At 68.4% G+C, this 17596-nt stretch carries 18 protein-coding genes; 13 read left to right on the forward strand and 5 right to left on the reverse strand.

Annotated features, from left to right (window positions below):
* The first annotated feature begins 38 nt into the window (after positions 1-38).
* On the forward strand, positions 39-278 hold the full coding sequence (locus ACMGFH_RS14360) for a glutaredoxin family protein (protein ID WP_415379130.1): 240 nt from the start codon (positions 39-41) through the stop codon (positions 276-278).
* Positions 279-287: 9 nt separating this feature from the next.
* Here the strand turns inward: ACMGFH_RS14360 and ACMGFH_RS14365 are convergent, their stop codons facing one another.
* Together ACMGFH_RS14365 and msrB are read right to left on the reverse strand one after the other, a co-directional pair.
* Positions 288-1070, reverse strand: a complete 783-nt coding sequence (locus ACMGFH_RS14365) for a hypothetical protein (protein WP_415379131.1) — start codon at positions 1068-1070, stop codon at positions 288-290.
* 363 nt (positions 1071-1433) lie between these two features.
* Positions 1434-1841: a peptide-methionine (R)-S-oxide reductase MsrB gene (msrB, locus tag ACMGFH_RS14370; protein WP_415379132.1), complete on the reverse strand. Its 408-nt coding sequence runs from the start codon at positions 1839-1841 to the stop codon at positions 1434-1436.
* Between the two features lie 119 nt (positions 1842-1960).
* Here msrB and ACMGFH_RS14375 point away from each other — a divergent pair, with 119 nt between their 5' ends.
* The gene (locus ACMGFH_RS14375) at positions 1961-2515 is read left to right on the forward strand and encodes a CBS domain-containing protein (protein ID WP_415379133.1); all 555 of its coding nucleotides are present in this window, start codon (positions 1961-1963) and stop codon (positions 2513-2515) included.
* A gap of 144 nt (positions 2516-2659) precedes the next feature.
* Here the strand turns inward: ACMGFH_RS14375 and ACMGFH_RS14380 are convergent, their stop codons facing one another.
* The gene (locus ACMGFH_RS14380) at positions 2660-3319 is read right to left on the reverse strand and encodes a DUF502 domain-containing protein (RefSeq protein WP_415379134.1); all 660 of its coding nucleotides are present in this window, start codon (positions 3317-3319) and stop codon (positions 2660-2662) included.
* A 207-nt stretch (positions 3320-3526) separates the two neighbouring features.
* On the reverse strand, positions 3527-4561 hold the full coding sequence (locus tag ACMGFH_RS14385) for a proline dehydrogenase family protein (RefSeq protein WP_415379135.1): 1035 nt from the start codon (positions 4559-4561) through the stop codon (positions 3527-3529).
* Between the two features lie 141 nt (positions 4562-4702).
* Between ACMGFH_RS14385 and ACMGFH_RS14390 the strand changes: the two genes are divergently transcribed.
* The 11 genes from ACMGFH_RS14390 (at position 4703) to ACMGFH_RS14440 (ending at position 15723) form a co-directional block, all read left to right on the forward strand.
* A complete protein-coding gene (locus ACMGFH_RS14390) occupies positions 4703-5248 on the forward strand; it encodes a CDP-2,3-bis-(O-geranylgeranyl)-sn-glycerol synthase (RefSeq protein WP_415379136.1) in 546 nt (181 codons plus the stop codon).
* A 244-nt stretch (positions 5249-5492) separates the two neighbouring features.
* Positions 5493-5930: a hypothetical protein gene (locus ACMGFH_RS14395; RefSeq protein ID WP_415379137.1), complete on the forward strand. Its 438-nt coding sequence runs from the start codon at positions 5493-5495 to the stop codon at positions 5928-5930.
* Between the two features lie 105 nt (positions 5931-6035).
* Complete coding sequence (gene hemC, locus ACMGFH_RS14400) at positions 6036-7382, forward strand: hydroxymethylbilane synthase (protein ID WP_415379138.1); 1347 nt, start codon at positions 6036-6038, stop codon at positions 7380-7382.
* On the forward strand, positions 7379-8182 hold the full coding sequence (cobA, locus tag ACMGFH_RS14405) for a uroporphyrinogen-III C-methyltransferase (protein ID WP_415379139.1): 804 nt from the start codon (positions 7379-7381) through the stop codon (positions 8180-8182). The genes hemC and cobA overlap by 4 nt, the downstream gene beginning before the upstream one ends.
* Positions 8179-8952, forward strand: a complete 774-nt coding sequence (locus ACMGFH_RS14410; protein WP_415379140.1) for a uroporphyrinogen-III synthase — start codon at positions 8179-8181, stop codon at positions 8950-8952. Before cobA ends, ACMGFH_RS14410 begins: the two co-directional genes overlap by 4 nt.
* Before the next feature lie 130 nt (positions 8953-9082).
* A complete protein-coding gene (locus tag ACMGFH_RS14415; RefSeq protein ID WP_415379141.1) occupies positions 9083-10225 on the forward strand; it encodes an extracellular solute-binding protein in 1143 nt (380 codons plus the stop codon).
* Between the two features lie 4 nt (positions 10226-10229).
* Complete coding sequence (locus tag ACMGFH_RS14420) at positions 10230-11201, forward strand: ABC transporter permease (RefSeq protein ID WP_415379142.1); 972 nt, start codon at positions 10230-10232, stop codon at positions 11199-11201.
* A gap of 119 nt (positions 11202-11320) precedes the next feature.
* Positions 11321-12148, forward strand: a complete 828-nt coding sequence (locus ACMGFH_RS14425) for an ABC transporter permease (RefSeq protein ID WP_415383258.1) — start codon at positions 11321-11323, stop codon at positions 12146-12148.
* 4 nt (positions 12149-12152) lie between these two features.
* Complete coding sequence (locus tag ACMGFH_RS14430) at positions 12153-13172, forward strand: ABC transporter ATP-binding protein (RefSeq protein WP_415379143.1); 1020 nt, start codon at positions 12153-12155, stop codon at positions 13170-13172.
* Positions 13169-14218, forward strand: a complete 1050-nt coding sequence (locus ACMGFH_RS14435; protein WP_415379144.1) for a metallophosphoesterase family protein — start codon at positions 13169-13171, stop codon at positions 14216-14218. The genes ACMGFH_RS14430 and ACMGFH_RS14435 overlap by 4 nt, the downstream gene beginning before the upstream one ends.
* Before the next feature lie 77 nt (positions 14219-14295).
* On the forward strand, positions 14296-15723 hold the full coding sequence (locus tag ACMGFH_RS14440) for a DHH family phosphoesterase (protein WP_415379145.1): 1428 nt from the start codon (positions 14296-14298) through the stop codon (positions 15721-15723).
* A 481-nt stretch (positions 15724-16204) separates the two neighbouring features.
* On the opposite strand, the gene ACMGFH_RS14445 is transcribed toward ACMGFH_RS14440, so the two are convergent.
* The gene (locus ACMGFH_RS14445) at positions 16205-17488 is read right to left on the reverse strand and encodes an AGE family epimerase/isomerase (RefSeq protein ID WP_415379146.1); all 1284 of its coding nucleotides are present in this window, start codon (positions 17486-17488) and stop codon (positions 16205-16207) included.
* Positions 17489-17596 lie beyond the last annotated feature (108 nt).

Here is a 17596-nt window from a genome sequence, read left to right on the forward strand (position 1 = left end):
CCGCAACGCACTTGCCGGTCGCTTCCGAACGTGGAGGTATGTCGTTCACGCTCTACCAGCTCGACGGGTGCCCGTACTGTGAGAAGGTCGCCGATCGCATGGACGAACTCGACCTCGACTACGACTCCGTCTGGGTCGACGCGCTCCACTCCGACCGCAACGAGGTCAAGCGCGTCTCCGGCCAGCGCGGCGTCCCCGTCCTCGTCGACGACGACCGCGGCGTCACGATGGCCGAGTCCGAGAAGATCGTCGAGTACCTCGACGCCAGCTACGCCTGAGACGGCGTCTCAGTTCTCGCGTCTGTCCAGATACACCAGTCCCGCACCGAGCGTCGCGAATATCGTCGGGTAGGCGAACCCGAAGACGACGAGCAGGTACCGGTCGGGCAGGATCGTGACCGCGCCGGCGATCGAGCTGTGCAATACGGCGGTGAACAGCACGGACCCGACGAACAGGACGACGAGATAGCCGGCCGCGATGGCGATGCCGAACCGCGCGACCTCCGCCAGCGACTCCGTCGTCGTCTCCTCCCAGTAGCTGTCCGCGAACTCGTAGCCCGCGCCGACCAGCGCTATCGGCGGGAGGAGGTAGTAGACCAGCTTCGGCACGTCGGTCTCACCGAACCCCTCGATGAGACTGAGGTGACCGAGCTCCGCCGTCTGCCCCCCGACGATACCGCCGGCGTGCGACAGCGGCGTCGCGTGGCCGGTCCCGTACGTGAACAGCCCACGCAAGAGCCGACCGACCCCGGGGATGCCGGCCACGGGTTCGGCCACCGGGGCGAGCAGCTGTGGCACCGCGCCGACCGTCGCCGGGATGTTGTGAGCGTTGAAGACGACGATTCCCAGAAGCGAGACGCGCCGCTGCAGCGTCCCGGATCCGAACCCGCCGATCGCGGCGACCGCCACCGTCAGGACGAAGGCCGCGACGAACGCCGCCGGCGCCCGCGCCATCCCCGCACGCCACGGGAACGACGCGAACGCCTCCTCTACTACTACATCCGTCCCGAGCACCGAAACCGTCCGCTCGCCGGACTCGTCCGCCGATTCCTCCGCGTGTTCGGGCGTCACACCTGTGCAACCGCTCACGAGTTCAAAAAGGCTTCCGGCCGGTTCGATCGATTTGATAGTCGGCCTCGCGGCGCTCGCCAGGTCGTGATCCGCCCGGTGGTCGAACCGCACTGCTCGCGGATCGCTTCGCTCCCCGATCGCTCTACCGTGGTCCTCACGTCGTTCGGACCACGCTACTCACGGTTCCCTACGGTCACCGTTCGTCATAACGGGACTCGACCGCAGGGAGAGCCACGCTGCTCGCGGGTCACATTCGTTCCCCGCTCGCTAGAACGTGGCCCTCACTCCGGTCGGGCCACGCTACTCACGGCTCCCTACGGTCACCGTTCGTCATAACGTGGTCCTCACTTCGTTCGGACCACGCTACTCTCCAGCGTCGAAATCGAGCGCCGCCGAGTTGATGCAGTAGCGCTTCCCCGTCGGCTCCGGGCCGTCGTCGAAGACGTGCCCCAGGTGCCCGCCGCACGTCGCGCAGACGACTTCCGTCCGGCGCATCCCGTGGCTGGTGTCCAGCCGCGTCTCCACGTTACCCTCCTCGACGACGTCGAAGAAGCTCGGCCAGCCGTGTCCCGAATCGAACTGGTTGTCCGTCGAGAACAGCTCCGCGCCACAGCCCGCACAGGTGAACTCGCCCTCGTCGTCGACGTCGAGGAACTCGCCGCTGAACTTCGGTTCGGTCCCCTGCTCGCGCAGGATCTTGTACTCTTCCTCGGTGAGGCGCTCTCGCCACTCCTCCTCGGAGTTCGGCAGCGTCTCCTCGGTGTCTGACATACCACCCGATAGCCGCTCCAGGCGTTTATATCGACCGCTGGCGGATGCCGCCCCCACCGCCCGATCGACGCCGCGCACCCGGCGGTGGTTTTTTATATTACCCTAAGTTATCTCGACGCATGGATTTACCGACGCCGGCGGATCTGCGGGAGCGGCGGAACGAACTGGGATTGACCCAGAGCGATCTGGCGGACAGAGCGGACGTCTCGCAGCCGCTGATCGCGCGGATCGAGGGCGGAGACGTCGACCCGCGGCTGTCGACGCTCCGGCGGATCGTCAACGCGCTGCAGGAAGCGGAGGGGGCGATCCTGCGGGCGGAGGACCTGATGAACTCGCCGATCGTGAGCGTCCAGCCCGACGACTCGGTCCACGAGACGCAGGAACGGATGAACGAACGCGGATTCTCGCAGGCCCCCGTCATCCGCGACGGGACGCCGCTGGGCCTGATCAGCCACTCCGACATCCGCCAGCTGTCGGACTCCTCGGAGGCCGACAACGTCGGTGACTTGCCCGTCGACGAGGTCAAACGCGAGTCGATCGCGACCGTCGAACCCGGCGCGACCATCGACGAGATAAACGACTACCTCAACCACAACGACGCCGTGCTGGTGGTCGAGGGCGGCGAGACCGTCGGCATCATCACCGAGGCCGATATCGCCGCACACATCAGCTGATCGACGGCGCAGCGGAGTTCACTCACCCCGAGTCCACGTCCGCCCCAGTTCGCCATTCGCCGCTCGCGACCACTGTAACCCGCCGCTCAGGCCCGCCGTACCTCGCTGCCTCTCTGTCTCCGCCGCCGTACGCGTTTCCCGCCGTCAGTCCTCGTTGTCGGCCGCCGATCCCTCATCCTCCTCGTCGTCGGGCGCCATCGGGATCGACGTCTGGTCGGCCTCCCCGAAGCCGGCGCTGAGGACGCGCGTCAGCGCTTCCTCGACGCGTTCGTTCGTCTCCTCGTAGGAGTCGGGATCGACTTCGACGACGAAGCCGGTGGTGATGTTCGGTGCGGTCGGGAGAAAGAGCACGTCGCGGCCGTCTTCGGTCGATTTGCCGGTCTTGAACGCCGTCATCCGCATCCCCTGCCACGTCTCGATCTTGACGGGCTCCTGAAGTTCGTCCGCGCCGGAGACGACGGTTTCGACCGCCATCTTCGAGGCGTTGTAGACGACCCGGAGCCCCGGGAGTTGGTTCATCGTGCGGTCGATAGTCCCCTCGATGAGGTCGCCGAAGGCCGTCCGCATCAGGTACCCGAGCGAGAACACCACGAGTACGAAGATGACGAGCGTCAGCACGACCCGGAGCGGGTCCGCGAGGTCGATGTTCTCCCAGATCCAGAAATCGATCTCCTGGCTCTCGACCGGGAGCGGGACGCCCGCGAGTGCGAAGTACAGCCAGAGGATGATGTACGCCGTCACGAGCAGCGGCACCAGGATGATCAACCCGCTGGCGAAGTCACGCTTCCAGGATGCCGAGGTCATCTGGGCCAATCTGGCCGTCGGAGCGTACTAAGCGTGTTCCTTCCGGACGGAGAACACGTACATTCCGCGGCTCACCGACGCGCCGAACCCACGACCCCACCGCTCGCTCCGACGTGATTCTCACTCCGATCGATTCGCGGCCCGCCCACGCGGCTCGCGGCTCCGCCGCTCGCTCTGACGTGATTCTCACTTCGTTCGAATCACGCGTCACCCGCTCACGACGGCCCGAAGCGCGAAGGTGAGGTTCTCCTTCCGTTCGAGCACCCGCCGGTAGAAGTACGAGAGCCACTTCGACCCGTACGGGGCGTACTGCCAGACCTCGCAGTCGTCGGTCAGGGCTACCTGGGCGTCCTCGCGCACGCCCATCAGCATCTGCACTTCGTAGGGCGTCCCGTGCTCGTCGTGCAGGTCCGCGGCCAGGTCGATCATCTCGGGGTCGTGACTCCCGACCGCCACCCCGTCGTCGAACGCCCGGAACATGAACTCCAGCAGGTCCCGGTACTCCTCGTTCACCCGCGATTTCTCCCGGTAGGCGACCTCCGCGGGCGGATCGTAGGCCCCCTTGACGAGCCTGACCTTCCCCGGCAGGTCGGCCAGCCGTTCGAGGTCCTCGCGCGTACGCTTGAGGTTCGCCTGGACGCAGACGCCGACGCTCGCACCCGTCTCGCGGGTCGCTTCACTCCCCGCTCGATCCTTCGCCGGCGCCTCCCGTCGGTCGGCGTCGGCCGTCTCGCGGGTCGCTTCACTCCCCGCTCGATCCTTCGCCGGCGCCTCCCGTCGGTCGGCGTCGGCCGTCTCGCGGGTCGCTTCACTCCCCGCTCGATCCTTCGCCGGCGCCTCCCGTCGGTCGGCGCCGCCCGTCTCCCGGGCGTGATACTCGAACGCGTCGAGTGTCGCGTCCGTCGTCGTGTGGTCCTCCATGTCGATCCAGACGAACTCGCCGTGCTCGTCGGCGCGCTCGACCACGCTGGCGAGGTTCTCGCGGAAGACGTCCTCGCCCACGTCGAGGCCGAGCTGGGAGGGTTTGACCGAGACACAGGCCCGCAGGTCCGTCTCCGCGAGGTCGTCGATGAGGTGACAGTACGCCGCGGCGTCCTCGTCTGCGGGCCCGCCCTCGTGGTAGTGCTCGCCCAGCAGATTGAGGATCACCCCGACCCCGCGCTCGTTCGCCTCGCGGGCGTGTTCGAGCGCCTCCGGGACCGTCTCGCCAGCGACGAAGCGACTCGCGATCGGCGGAATCATGCCCGCAAGTATTGCCGCCAGTGTGAAAGTGGTATCGACACCGGGCAGCGCGACACGCCTGTGTAGTGGTGTCTCCTCGATCCGCGGGCACGCACGCAACGAAACACCGTGATTAAGGGCCACGGGGCAGTCGGCGAGCATATGAGTCTGTTCTCGGCCATCGCGACGGCGCTGTGGGCGATGTTGCCCGCGTACGTCCCGAACAACGCCGCGGTGCTGGCCGGCGGCGGCCGCCCCATCGACGGCGGCCGGACGTGGGGCGGCCGCCGCGTCCTCGGCGACGGCAAGACCTGGCGTGGGACCGCCGCCGGCACCGTCGCCGGCGTCGCGCTCGCCCTGCTACTCAACGCCGGGTCGGATACCATCGCCGACTTGCTCGGCGTCGCACCCGTCGAGTTCCCGCTGCCCGCCGCGCTCGGCCTCGCGCTCGGTGCGATGTGCGGCGACATCGGCGCCTCGTTCCTCAAGCGGCGGACCGGCCGCGAGCGCGGCGCCCCCTTCCCCGGCCTCGACCAGCTCGACTTCGTCGTCGGCGCGCTCGCGCTCGCGGCCCTGCTCGACTTCGACTGGGTCGCCGCGACGTTCACGCCGTCGGTGCTCGCAGTCGTCCTCGTCGCGACCCCGCTGTTGCACGTCGTCACCAACGGCATCGCCTACGTCATCGGCGCGAAAGACGAGCCCTGGTAACCCCGCACCCATCTTTTTGCCGCCAGAGTTTCCTTGCTCGCTTCACTCTGACGACCCCTCGTTCGCTTTGTCTTCGCGCGGCGGAGCCGCGCGAACGGTCCGAGGGAGCTCCGCTCCCTCGCTACTCACGAGGAAGGCCGCATCTCGGCCTTCGGCCCCGGTGCGGTGAATCGCGCTCACTTCGTTCGCGCGAATGCCCAGTACAGAGAATAGAGTTATCGCCAATCACCTACAACAATACCATATGTCTGCCCTCCATCGATGGTTCGCGTCGTCGGGAACGTGGAAACGCTCCATCGCTATTAGCACCGCTGTCACCCTTCTCTACTCAATTAGTGTGTTCGGGTATAGCCTACTGCCCTTCTCGAATACCTCGATCTCAGGGACGCTCTGGGACGCGCTTGCGCTATCTGTGGGGTTTGGATTGGTGACGATAGGGGTTCCTGTCTTTCTCTGGCTTCGGTATGAGATTCGCAGTCCGGGGGCGCTGTTGGTTGGCATCCTCATTTTCTGGCATATACTGGTGTATATTCCACCGATTGGAAGTGGACAAGGTGATTCGCCCGGATTCCTCTTCGTGTTCGTGTGGGCACCGATGTATCTCGTCGCCTACGTATTGCTGGCCGTGATAGAGTACTGGCTTCGAGGTCGTACCGTTTCAGCGTCCTTCTCGACTCCGTAATCAGGTTCCATTTCTATCGGAAGCCGATAGATATGCACGCGAATCGAACCGTAGCCGCGAACGGAAGTGGTGTGCTTTTCACGTCGGCGCGTCCACTGAGAGACAATGAGTACAACGTTGCGGCTGGGGACGCGGGGGTCGACGCTCGCGATGCGGCAGGCCGCCGCCGTCAAGGAACGCCTGGAGAACCGACGCTTCGACGTGGAACTCGTCGAGGTGGAGACCACGGGCGACCAGATCACGGACGAGGCCATCCACGAACTCGGCAAGACCGGCGCGTTCGTCCGCGCGCTCGACGAGGAAGTCCTCGACGGCGACTGCGACGCCGCCGTCCACTCGATGAAGGACATGCCCACGGAGATGCCCGAGGACCTGATCGTCGCGGGCGTCCCCGAGCGGGCGGCGCCCCGCGACGTGCTCGTCACCCGCGAGGGCACCTCCCTGATGGGACTCCCCGAGGGCGCGACTGTCGGCACGTCGAGCCTCCGGCGAGGCGCCCAGTTGCTCGCCGAGCGGCCGGACCTGGACGTCCAGCCGCTCCGCGGCAACGTCGACACGCGCGTCGAGAAACTGCTCGCCCCGCCGCTCGTCCGCGAACACGAGCGCCGCGTCGAGGCCGAAGCCGACGAAGAGGTCGAGTCGTTCGCCGCGTACGACGAGACCGATGGCGACGACGAGGCGGACGACCAGAGCCGCTCTACCGACTACGCCAAGTACAACAAGCCGGACGACGCGGACGACGACGAGACGGGACCGGGCACGGACGGAGACGGCGGCGACAGCGACGACGGAGACGGCGACGCGGACGACGACTCCGAGTTCGACCGCACCGTCGAGGAGTGGTTCGAGGACCTCTCGGAGCTAGAGCGGCGGGCGCTCGAACGCGACCCGGACGTCGAGTACGACGCCATCGTGCTCGCCGAAGCGGGATTAGAGCGTGCCGGCCTGCTCCACCACGTCGAACACACGCAGCTCCGCCCAGACCAGTTCGTTCCGGCGCCGGGCCAGGGGACGCTGGCGGTCACCGCTCGCGACGGCGACCTGGCCGACGACATCCGGAGCGCGCTCGACCACGCGCCGACGCGAGTCGAGGCGACCGCCGAGCGCACGGTACTGGAAGAACTCGGCGGCGGTTGCGTCGCGCCCGTCGGCATCTACGCAGTCCTCCAGGGGTCGGTCGTCCGGACGAGCGTCCGCGTGCTCGACCGCGAGGGCGACGAGGAGGTCCGCGAAACGCGCGAGCTTCCCGTGGAGCGCCACCCCCACGCCGCCCGCGAGTTCGCCTCCGACCTCGCCGACGACGGCGCCGCCGAAATCATCGCGCAGGCGCGTCGCCGTACCGACGAGGAGTCGGGCGCCGGCGGCGCCTCGCCCGACACCCCGGACGCCATCGAGGGCGGTGACGGCGGCGAGGACGACGAGGACGACGCAACCGGGGGAACCGACGCGTGACCGGGACCGTCTTCCTCGTCGGCTCCGGTCCCGGCGACCCCGACCTGCTGACAGTCAAGGCCCGACGACTCCTCGACGAGGCCGACGTCGTCCTCCACGACAAGCTCCCGGGCCCGGCGATCATCGATCTGGTCCCCGAGGAACGCCGGGAGGACGTGGGCAAGCGCGCTGGCGGCGAGCGTACCCCCCAATCGGCCATCAACGAGCGACTCGTCGAACTCGCCCGGGAGGGCAAAGACGTCGTCCGGCTGAAGGGCGGCGACCCGTTCGTCTTCGGCCGCGGCGGCGAGGAAGCGGCCTATCTGGCCGAGCACGACGTCCCCTTCGAAGTCGTCCCGGGCGTCACGTCGGCGATCGCCGGCCCGGCGGTGGCGGGCATCCCCGCGACCCACCGCGACCACGCCTCCTCGGTGTCGTTCGTCACCGGCCACGAGGACCCGACCAAAGACGAGTCCGCCGTCGACTGGGACGCCCTGGCCGCCACCGGCGGTACCATCGTCGTCCTCATGGGCGTCGGCAAGCTCCCCGACTACACCGCCGCGCTCCGCGAGGCCGGGATGGGCCCCGACACGCCCGTCGCGCTCGTCGAGCGCGCGACCTGGCCGGACCAGCAGGTCGCGACCGGGACGCTGGAGACCATCGTCGACGCTCGCGACGAGGTCGGGATCGAACCGCCGGCGATCACCGTCATCGGCGACGTTGCCGGCGAACGCGAGCGCGTCGTCGAATTCCTTCGTGGGTACGGCGGTGACGAACCGGCCGGCGAGGAGAGCGCGGTCGGCGAGGTGACCGACCGATGAGCGCGGCCGACCGCCCGCGAGTCGCGGTCTTCCGCCCGCCCGACGACCGCCTCACTGCGGCGGTCGAACTGCTCGAATCGCTCGGCGCCGACCCCCTCGCCGATCCGATGCTGACGGTCGACCCGACGGGCGCCGTCCCCAGGAGCGACGCCGACTACGTCGTGTTCACCAGCAAGACCGGCGTCGAGCTCGTCGCCGGCGAACGCGCCGACGAGGGCGGGCCCGACGAGCGGTGGGAGGCCGGCGACGCGACCGTCTGCGCCATCGGCGAGCCGACGGCCGAGGTGCTGTGCGACCACGACTATCCCGTGGACCGCGTGCCCGCGGAGTTCTCGTCGACGGGCCTCGTCGCGGCGCTCGAAGACGAGGTGGCCGGCGCCCGCGTCGAGGTCGCCCGCAGCGACCACGGCTCGGCCGTCCTGCTGACCGGGCTGGAAGACGCCGGCGCGTACCTCCACGAGACGGTCCTCTACCGGCTGGACCGGCCCGCCGACGCGGGCGAATCGGCGGAGGTCGCCGCCGCCGGCGACCTGGACGGCGCCGTGTTCACCTCCTCGCTCACGGTCAGGCACTTCCTCGCCGCGGCCGACGAACGCGGCGTCCGCGAGGAGGCGCTGGACGGACTCGCCGACGCCGTCGTCGGCGTCATCGGCGATCCAACCGCCGAGACTGCCGCCGACGCCGGCGTCGCGGTCGACGTGGTGCCCGAGGTCGCCGACTTCGAAGCGCTGGCCGAGGCCGTCGTCGAGGCCGCCTCCGACGGCGCCTGACCGGCTCGCTATATATCGCCAATAGCCATCAGTAGCTCCTCCTACCGGACAGCCGTGAACGTACCGCTCGATACCACAACGAACCTGAAATATAAGCCGTATTAACCGTCGTCCGCGGCCGTTCTCCCGTATGAACACGTCACGACGGCGATTCCTGACAGGAACGGGTGCGGCAGTCGCCGGCGGTCTCGCCGGTTGTACCGGCGCGCTCGGCGGTGGGGACGGAGGATCTACCGACACCGACGCGGCCGAGGGGTACGAGGTCGGCCACGGCGACTACCAGACGACCGTGAGCGCCTCGTCGTTCCCGGAGACGCTCTACGTCTACTGCGTCCAGTCGAACTGGTCGAACTGGCCGGCGCTGATGGAGGCCTTCGAGGAGCAGTACGGCGTCCCGCTCAACGACGACGACCGCTCGTCCGGCGAGGCGCTCAAGCACATGCGCTCGCACGCCCAGAACCCCGACCACTCGGCGTACAACGGGGGCTACACCTACGGCATCATCGCCAAGAACGAGGGCTTTCTCACCGGCTACAAGCCGAAGAACTGGGACAAAGTGCCGGCGAAGCTCAAGACCGACGACGGCCAGATGACCGCCACCCGCCGGATGACGACGGCGGTCACCTACCGCGCGGACGTCTACGAGGAGCGGGGACTCGACGCCCCGGAGACCTGGGACGACCTGCTCCACCCCGACATCGCGAAAGACATGGCGCTCCAGACGCCGACAGCGGCCGTCGGGCTGGCCTGCGCGCTCTCCATCAACAACGCCCGCGGCGGGTCGCTCGACGACCTCCAGCCGGTGATCGACTACTACAAGCGGCTCAAAGAGAGCGGCGCCGAGTTCACCGACAACTTCCAGGCGCAGTTCACCAAGGGCGAGTACACCACGTTCGTCCGCTACGACTACTCCGGGCTGAACCTCAAGTACAACAACGAGGACATCGCCGAGGACAAGGTCGACGTCGCGCTCCTGAAGGGCAAGAACGGCAACAAGGGCGCGTTCAACCAGCCCTACGGCTTCGGGCTGATGGAGGGCGCCCCGAACCCCGAGGCGTGCAAGCTGTTCATGGACTACGTCCTCTCGAAGGAGGGCCAGCGGAAGTTCCTCGACGCGTACGTCCGCCCGATCCGCGCGCCGGAGCTGGAGATGCCCGACGAGTTCCCCGACCAGTCGACCTACGACGAGACGGAGTTCCAGGTCGACTACGGGACCATGGTCGACAAGCAGGAGGGTATCATCGACGAGATCGAGCGCTCGGCGGGCCTGTAGGCCGATGGCGGCCGACGAAGCGACCGACGGGGTTCGCGGCCGGCTGCAGCCGGTCGCCGACGCGGCGGAAACCGCCGTCCGCGGCGGCGTCGAGCGGCTTCCCGACCCCGCCGAGCGAGTGATCCTGCCGCGAACAGAGCGCGACCGCGAGCGCCGGCGCATCGCCGCGCTGTGTGCGCCCTTCCTCGTGCTCGCGACCGTCGCGGGGCTGTACCCGCTGAGCGAGATGCTCCGGATCAGCGTCTCAGAGGCCAAGTACGTCACCGAGGGGTTCTCGCTGTCGGCGTACCGGCGACTCGTCACCGACCCGTACCTGCGGGCTTCGGCGATCAACACGCTCTGGTTCTCGCTCGCGACGACCGTCGTCAGCCTGGCCGTCGCCACCGCGACCGCGCACGCCCTGGAGAAGTACGACCTGCCGTTCCGCGGCGCGCTGGTGACGCTCCTCTCGTTCCCGATCAGCCTCCCCGGCATCGTCGCGGCGTTCATGATCATCGTCCTCTTCGGCAACAGCGGCCTGGTGACGAACCTGGCCGCGTGGTTCACCGGCCGGAGCAACCTCGACCTGGCCATCGCGACCAGCGTCGGCGGCCTGTTCGTCGCGTACTGTTACTCGATGATCCCGCGGGCGCTGCTCCTGTTGCGAGGCAGCTACGCAGAGGTGAACGAGCGCACCGAGGAGGCCGCCCGCTCGCTGGGCGCCACACCCGCGCGGACGTTCTACCATGTCACACTCCCGCAGATCAAGCCGGGACTCATCGGCGCGTTCATCCTCACCGTCCGGACGGCGCTGGCCATCTTCGGCACCGTCCTGATCCTCCAGGCGCTGCGCGTCTGGACCTACGAGATCGATTACGCGCTGTCGAACGGCTTCGACATCCAGCTCGCGGCGGCGATGGCGACCGTCTGGTTCGCCTTCGTGCTCACGTTCACGGCGCTGGGCCTGCGCTACACCAGCGCGGAGGTGGGGATGTGAGCGAGCGCGACGACACGGGCTCGGCAGAGACCCCGCGCCCGGACGGCGGCGTCGCCGTCGAAGACACGGGGGCTCGCTCGTGGCGCCCCTCGCCGTCGGGCGTCCTCGGTCGTCCCCTCGTGACAGCCGTGTTCGCGCTGACGTTCGTATTCCTGATCTTCCCGGTCGTCGCTACCTTCGTCGCGTCGTTCGCCCGCGAGTGGACCGGCGTCCTCCCTTCCGGGTTCGTGACGTTCGTTCACTGGAAGCAGGTGCTCGGGCTCGGCGGCGACGCGCTCTACTCACTGCAACTCGGCGCGGTCCTGCGCACCCTGCCCGAGAACCCCCTCGCCGCGCCGGGCCAGAGCCCGCTGTTCCGCAGCATGTGGCTCGCGCTCGGCGGCGTCCTCGTCAACCTCGTCGTCGGCGTGCCCATCGCCTACGCCGTCGCGCGCTACGAGTTCCGCGGGCGAGACCTGCTCAACGCCGTCGCCGTGTTGCCGCTGGCGCCGGGGATCGTCCTCGGCGTCGCCTTCCTCCGGGCGTACCCGCAGCTCTCCGGGACCGACTTCGGGCTCATCGTCGGCTACTCGCTGCTGAAGGCGCCGTTCATGGTGATGGCCGTCCAGTCGAGCTTCGAGTCGATGCCGCTGCGCCAACTCGAGGAGAGCGCCCGGTCGCTCGGCGCCTCCTGGCCCCGGACCTTCATCTCGGTCATCGTCCCGAACGCCAAGCGCGGCATCGTCTCGGGGGCGATCATCTGCTGGGCGCTGGCCGCCGCGGAGTTCAACTTCTCCTACGTCGTCTCCCCGCGGGGCGCGCGGCCGCTCGCGCTCTTCCTCAAGGCGAACATCTCGAACAGCTCCTTCCTGACGACCGCCGCCGCGGTCTCCGTGTTCTTCGTCCTCATCGCGGGGGTCACGGCGGCGCTGCAGTTGCTGGGCAACCGGGGGTTCACGACCGACTGACACCATGGCAGAGATCACACTCGACAACGTGACGAAGCGGTTCGGCGAAGCGACCGCCGTCGACGACCTCTCGGTCACGGTCGGCGACGGCGAGATACTCGGGGTCGTCGGCCCCTCGGGCTGCGGCAAGACGACGACGCTACGGACCATCGCCGGCTTCGAGACGCCCACTGAGGGCCGCGTGCTGTTCGACGGCGAGGACGTGACCCGCGTGCCTCCGGAGCGACGGAACGTCGGCCTCGTCTTCCAGTCGTACGCCCTCTTCGAGAACATGACCGTCCGGGAGAACGTCGAGTTCGGCCCGAAGATGCGCGGCGTCTCGAAGACCGACCGCCGCGAGCGCGCCGTCGAGCTGCTCGAACTGCTCGACATCGCCGAGCTGGCCGACCGCGACCCGACGACGCTCTCGGGCGGCCAGCAACAGCGGGTCGGCCTCGCGCGGGCGCTCGCCATCGAGCCGACCATCCTCCTGCTCGACGAGCCGATGACCGGCCTCGACGCGCAGTTGAAGACCCGCCTCCAGCGGGAACTCGTCGAACTCCTGGACGACCTCGACGTGACGGCGCTGTACGTCACCCACGACCAGACCGAGGCGATGGCGGTCTGCGACCGCATCGCCGTCATGAACGACGGGTGCGTCGAACAGGTCGGGACGCCGGCGGAGGTGTACGAGGCGCCGGTCAACGGCTTCGTCGCCGACTTCGTCGGCACGTCGAACCGCCTGCCCGCGACCGCTCGCGACGGTCGACTGGACTTCGGACACGCGACGACGCCCGCCCCGAACGGCGACGAAGGGGAGGTGACGGTCGTCGCCCGCCCGGAGGCGTTCGAACTCGGGGACGGCCCGTTCGAGGCGACCGTCCGCGAGCGGTTCTACCTCGGCGAACACGTCCGCTGCGTCGCCGACCTCCCGAACGAGGAGTCGGTCACGCTCCGGGTCGACCCGAGCGAGGCGCCGGCGGCCGGCGAGCGAGTCGCACTGGAGCTCGATACCGACCGCGTTCACGTCCTCTCCGAATCATGACGCCACAGACCGTCGCCCCCGGCCCCGTGTTCGCCCGACTCGACCGCCCGCGCAGCCACTCGCCGACGACGCTCGCCGTCATCGCGGACCCGCACGTCGCGCTGACCGCGCGCGGGACCTGGAAGGTGTACCACCGGACGCTCGACCGCTTGCGGACGGCCGTCGCCGTCGCGAACGAACACGCCGACGTCGCCCTCGTGGCCGGTGACCTGACCCGCGACGGCCACTCCGCGGAGTTCGACGCCGTCGACGACGTGCTCGGCGATCTGGATGTGCCGTGGTACGCCGTCCCCGGAAACCACGACGTGCCCAAGGCGTTCGACGACCACACGACCCCGCCGGTCGAGCGCTTCGCCGAGCGGTACGACCCGCTCCCGTTCGCGCGGGAGGTGGGCGAGTTGACCCTGCTCGGCGTCGACACCGCGACGAGCGGCGTCGCCGGGCTGGTCGACGGGCCGGCCGTCGATAGCGATTCGGCGGCGGCCGACACTCGACCGGACCAGTCCGTCGCAGAGCCGGCGACGGCGAGCGAGAGCCGTGAATCCGCCGCTGACGACCGCCGCGACGACCTCGGCGACCTGCGCGACACCTGGGGCGGCCGCGTCGGCCCCGCCCAGCGGGCGTGGCTTGGCGAGCAACTGGCCGCGGCCGACCGGCCCGTGGTCGCGCTCCACCACCCCGCCGCCAGGCTGCCGGACTGCCCGGAACGGGGCCGCTGGCGAAACTTCTCTCTCCGGGACGCCGACGCCGTCTCGGAACTCCTGCGCCAGCACGACGTGCCGCTCGTGCTGTCTGCGCACCACCACGTGCCCGCGCTGTGCACGCACGGCGACACCGTCGAGGCGCTCGCTCCCGCCGCGTGTTCGTTCCCGCAGGCGTCGCTCCACGTCGAAGTCGGCCCGGACGGGGCGACCCTCCGACTGGTCCCGCTGGCCGACAGCGCCGGCGTCGCCGAGGCTCACGGACTCGCCAGGAACGGCTCGCCGCTCGGGCAAACGGTCGTCGAACTGGTCGAACGGCGGCTCTCGGCGCGTCTCGGCGACTGACCGCAACCCCGGCGGAACGCCGCCGGTCACCGGGAACCCCTTAGGTTTAAACCCGGAGCCGCGATAAGAAACGCTCGATGAGCACGACCGGGCCGGTCCCCGACCTCGCCGGGCGCGCGGACGCTTGCGCCGACAGATTGCTGGACGCCGACGAACTGCTGCTGGCCTCGCACATCGACGCCGACGGCCTCACGAGCGCGGCCGTGGCGTCGACGGCGCTGGAGCGAGCCGGCCTGGACTTCGAGACCGTCTTCAAGAAACAGCTCGACGAGACGGAGATCGCCTCCATCGCGGCTCGCGAGTACGACACCGTCCTCTTCACCGACTTCGGCAGCGGCCAGCTCGACGCCATCGCCGCCCACGAAGAAGCGGGCGACTTCGACCCGGTCATCGCCGACCACCACCAGCCCGCCGACGCCGAGACGGAGTACCACCTCAACCCCCTGCTGGAGGGGATCAACGGCGCCTCCGAACTCTCGGGCGCGGGCGCGGCGTACGTTCTCGCCCGCGCGCTATCCGAGCGCAGCGGGCAGTCCGAAGACAACCGCGATCTAGCCGGGCTGGCGGTCGTCGGGGCCGTCGGCGACATGCAGGCCGTCGGCGGCGAACTCGTCGGCGCCAACCGCGGTATCGTCGAGGAGGGCGTCGAGGCGGGCGTCCTCGCCGAGGGGACCGACCTCACGCTCTACGGCAAGCAGACCCGCCCGCTCCCGAAGCTCTTCGAGTACGCGACGGACGTGCAGATCCCGGGGGTCTCCGGCGACGAAGCGGGGTCGATCCGCTTTCTCGAAGGGCTCGACGTCGACCTGAAAGATGCCGGCGAGTGGCGCACCTGGGTCGACCTGACCGACGACGAACGCCAGACGGTGGCGAGCGCGCTGGTGAAACACGCCGTCCAGCGGGGCGTCCCCGCGTCGAAGATCAACACGCTCGTCGGGACGACGTACGAACTCGTCGACGAGCCCCACGGCACCGAACTGCGCGACGCCAGCGAGTTCTCGACGCTGTTGAACGCCACGGCACGATACGAACGCGCGGACGTCGGCCTGGGCGTCTGTCTCGGCAATCGCGACGGCGCGCTCGACCAGGCCCAGACCCTGCTCTCGAACCACCGCCGAAATCTCTCGGAGGGCCTGGAGTACGTCCGCCAGCAGGGCGTCACCCACGAGGACACCCTCCAGTGGTTCGACGCGGGCGAGGCCATCCGCGAGACCATCGTCGGCATCGTCGCGGGGATGGCGCTGGGCACCGAGGGCGTCTCGGCGGACAAGCCGATACTCGCCTTCGCACGGAAGAACGAGGAGGAGACGAAGGTCTCGGCCCGCGGGACCGGCGTGCTCGTCCGCGAGGGGCTCGACCTCTCGGTCGTGATGGGCGAGGCCTCCCGGTCAGTCGGCGGCGACGGCGGCGGCCACGACATCGCCGCCGGCGCGACGGTGCCCGCCGGCGAGGAGCAGGCGTTCGTCGACGCCGCCGACGAGATCGTCGCCGAACAGATCGGGTGACAGTTACCGTCCCCTTCTACCCGTTGCAGTTCCGACCTCGACCACACTCGCCGCGGCCAGAGACGCGACCGCTGTCGAGCGATGAGTTGCGGCCACTGCATCAATGACAGATATAGTATAGTATGTCCCAAGTATACAATATCAATTAATTACGCCGCTGGGCTCTCGACCCCTCGGCCACGTGACTGAAAATCCACCACAAACCGCCAGTAACGGCGAAGTACCCAACTATAGCGAGTTCGGGACCAAGGATTCGGCTGTTCGTCCGACCAGAGCGGGCAGCGATCTCAGTCTGTCGGCGTAGTCGATGATTGGTTCCCCTCCGGGCACGTATCATCCGCATTCGAGGCCTACTGACGAAAATTTCAACGCCGTTACTACCAGCAGCGGAACTGGCCGACCCGACGCGTCATGGCGGCATCGGCACTGTTACTTCGATCGAGGAGACATAGTTATCAATTTCATATCTTGTATTAGTATATTATACTTCTGTGTCCGTCGACGTGAGTCGGTCGATCGTCTCGATGCATTCGACGAGCGCCCGGCCGTTGTGGTAGGCGCCCTTGTAGACGGCGCCCTTGCGGCCGACCGGTTCGAGGTCGTCGGTGACGCCGGAGTGCCACTCGCCGCGTTCGCGGTCGATCTGGTGTTCGTCCAGGAACTCCCATGTCTCCGCGAACACGTCGAGGTACCGGTCGTCGCCGGTGCGTTCGTACGTCCGGAGCGCGCTGGTCATGCACTCGGCCTGCACCCACCAGGCCTTCACGCGGAAGCTCGCGGGCTCGTCGAACCCGCCGTAGAAGTAGAAGCCGCCGCGTTCGTCGTCGTAGCCGTACTCCAGCGCGTAGTCCCACAGCGTCTCGAAGAGGTCGCGGTACAGATCCGTCGACAGCCCCAGCGCGTCGGCGGCCTCCATCGCCAGCCACACCCCCTCCAGGTCGTGGCCGTAGGAGACGATCCGGAACGCCTCGTCGTCGAGTTTCGGCGTCCAGTCGGGCTCGTACTTGTCGGTGCAGAAGCGCCGACCGTTCCGGTAGACGGTGTTCGTGACGATGTCGAACAGTTCGTGGAGCCGGCGGCGGCCGGTCTCGGTGCCGAACACCTCGTAGTAGGTGGTGAACGCCTCCAGCAGGTGGAGGTGGGTGTTAGTGAGCTTCAGCGTCGGGTCGAGGACGGCGTCGTCAGACTCCTTGGGCGACCAGTCGGGTTCGATGTTCTCCAGGTAAGTCTGACCCTCGGTGATCGGGTCCCACTCCGGCGTGAAGTACTCGACGTAGCCGCCGTGGACGTCGTCTTTGGCGTGTTCGTCGAGGAGGGCGACGAGGTCGTGGGCGTACTCGGCCGGGCGCTCGTCGTCGGTGACGCGGGCGAGTTCCGAGCAGGCGTAGAGCCCGAACGCCTGCCCGTAGAGGTGCTTGTTCGGCTTGCTCGTCGTCCCGTCGCGCTCGACCTCCCAGTAGAAGCCGCCGTGCTCGTCGTCCCACATGGCGTCGACGAGGAAGTCGAACCCGTCCTCGGCGATCGCGCGGTACTCGTCGCCGTAGCCCGCGCGGGCGATGCGGGCCGCGACCCACACCATCCGCGCCTGCGTAACGACCTGCTTGCGGCCGTTGCCGGCAAACGCGCCCTCGCGGTCGTAACTGGTGAGAAAGCCGCCGTGCTCGTCGTCGACCGACCGCGGGAACCAGAAGTCGAGGACGTTGTCGGTGAGGGTCGATTCGAGCGGCTGTCGGTACTGGTCGAGCGGCGTGGCTCGGTCTGCCATTGCGTTCACGACTGCGGCGATCTACCCCATAGTCCTACCGGAGCGTGGGCCGCGCGGTGTGGCGGACCGGTCGGGGCCGTTCGCCGAGAAAGCGTTAACTGGCGGCCG

This window comes from Halosimplex rarum (genome assembly GCF_047715405.1).
Lineage (GTDB): Archaea > Halobacteriota > Halobacteria > Halobacteriales > Haloarculaceae > Halosimplex > Halosimplex rarum.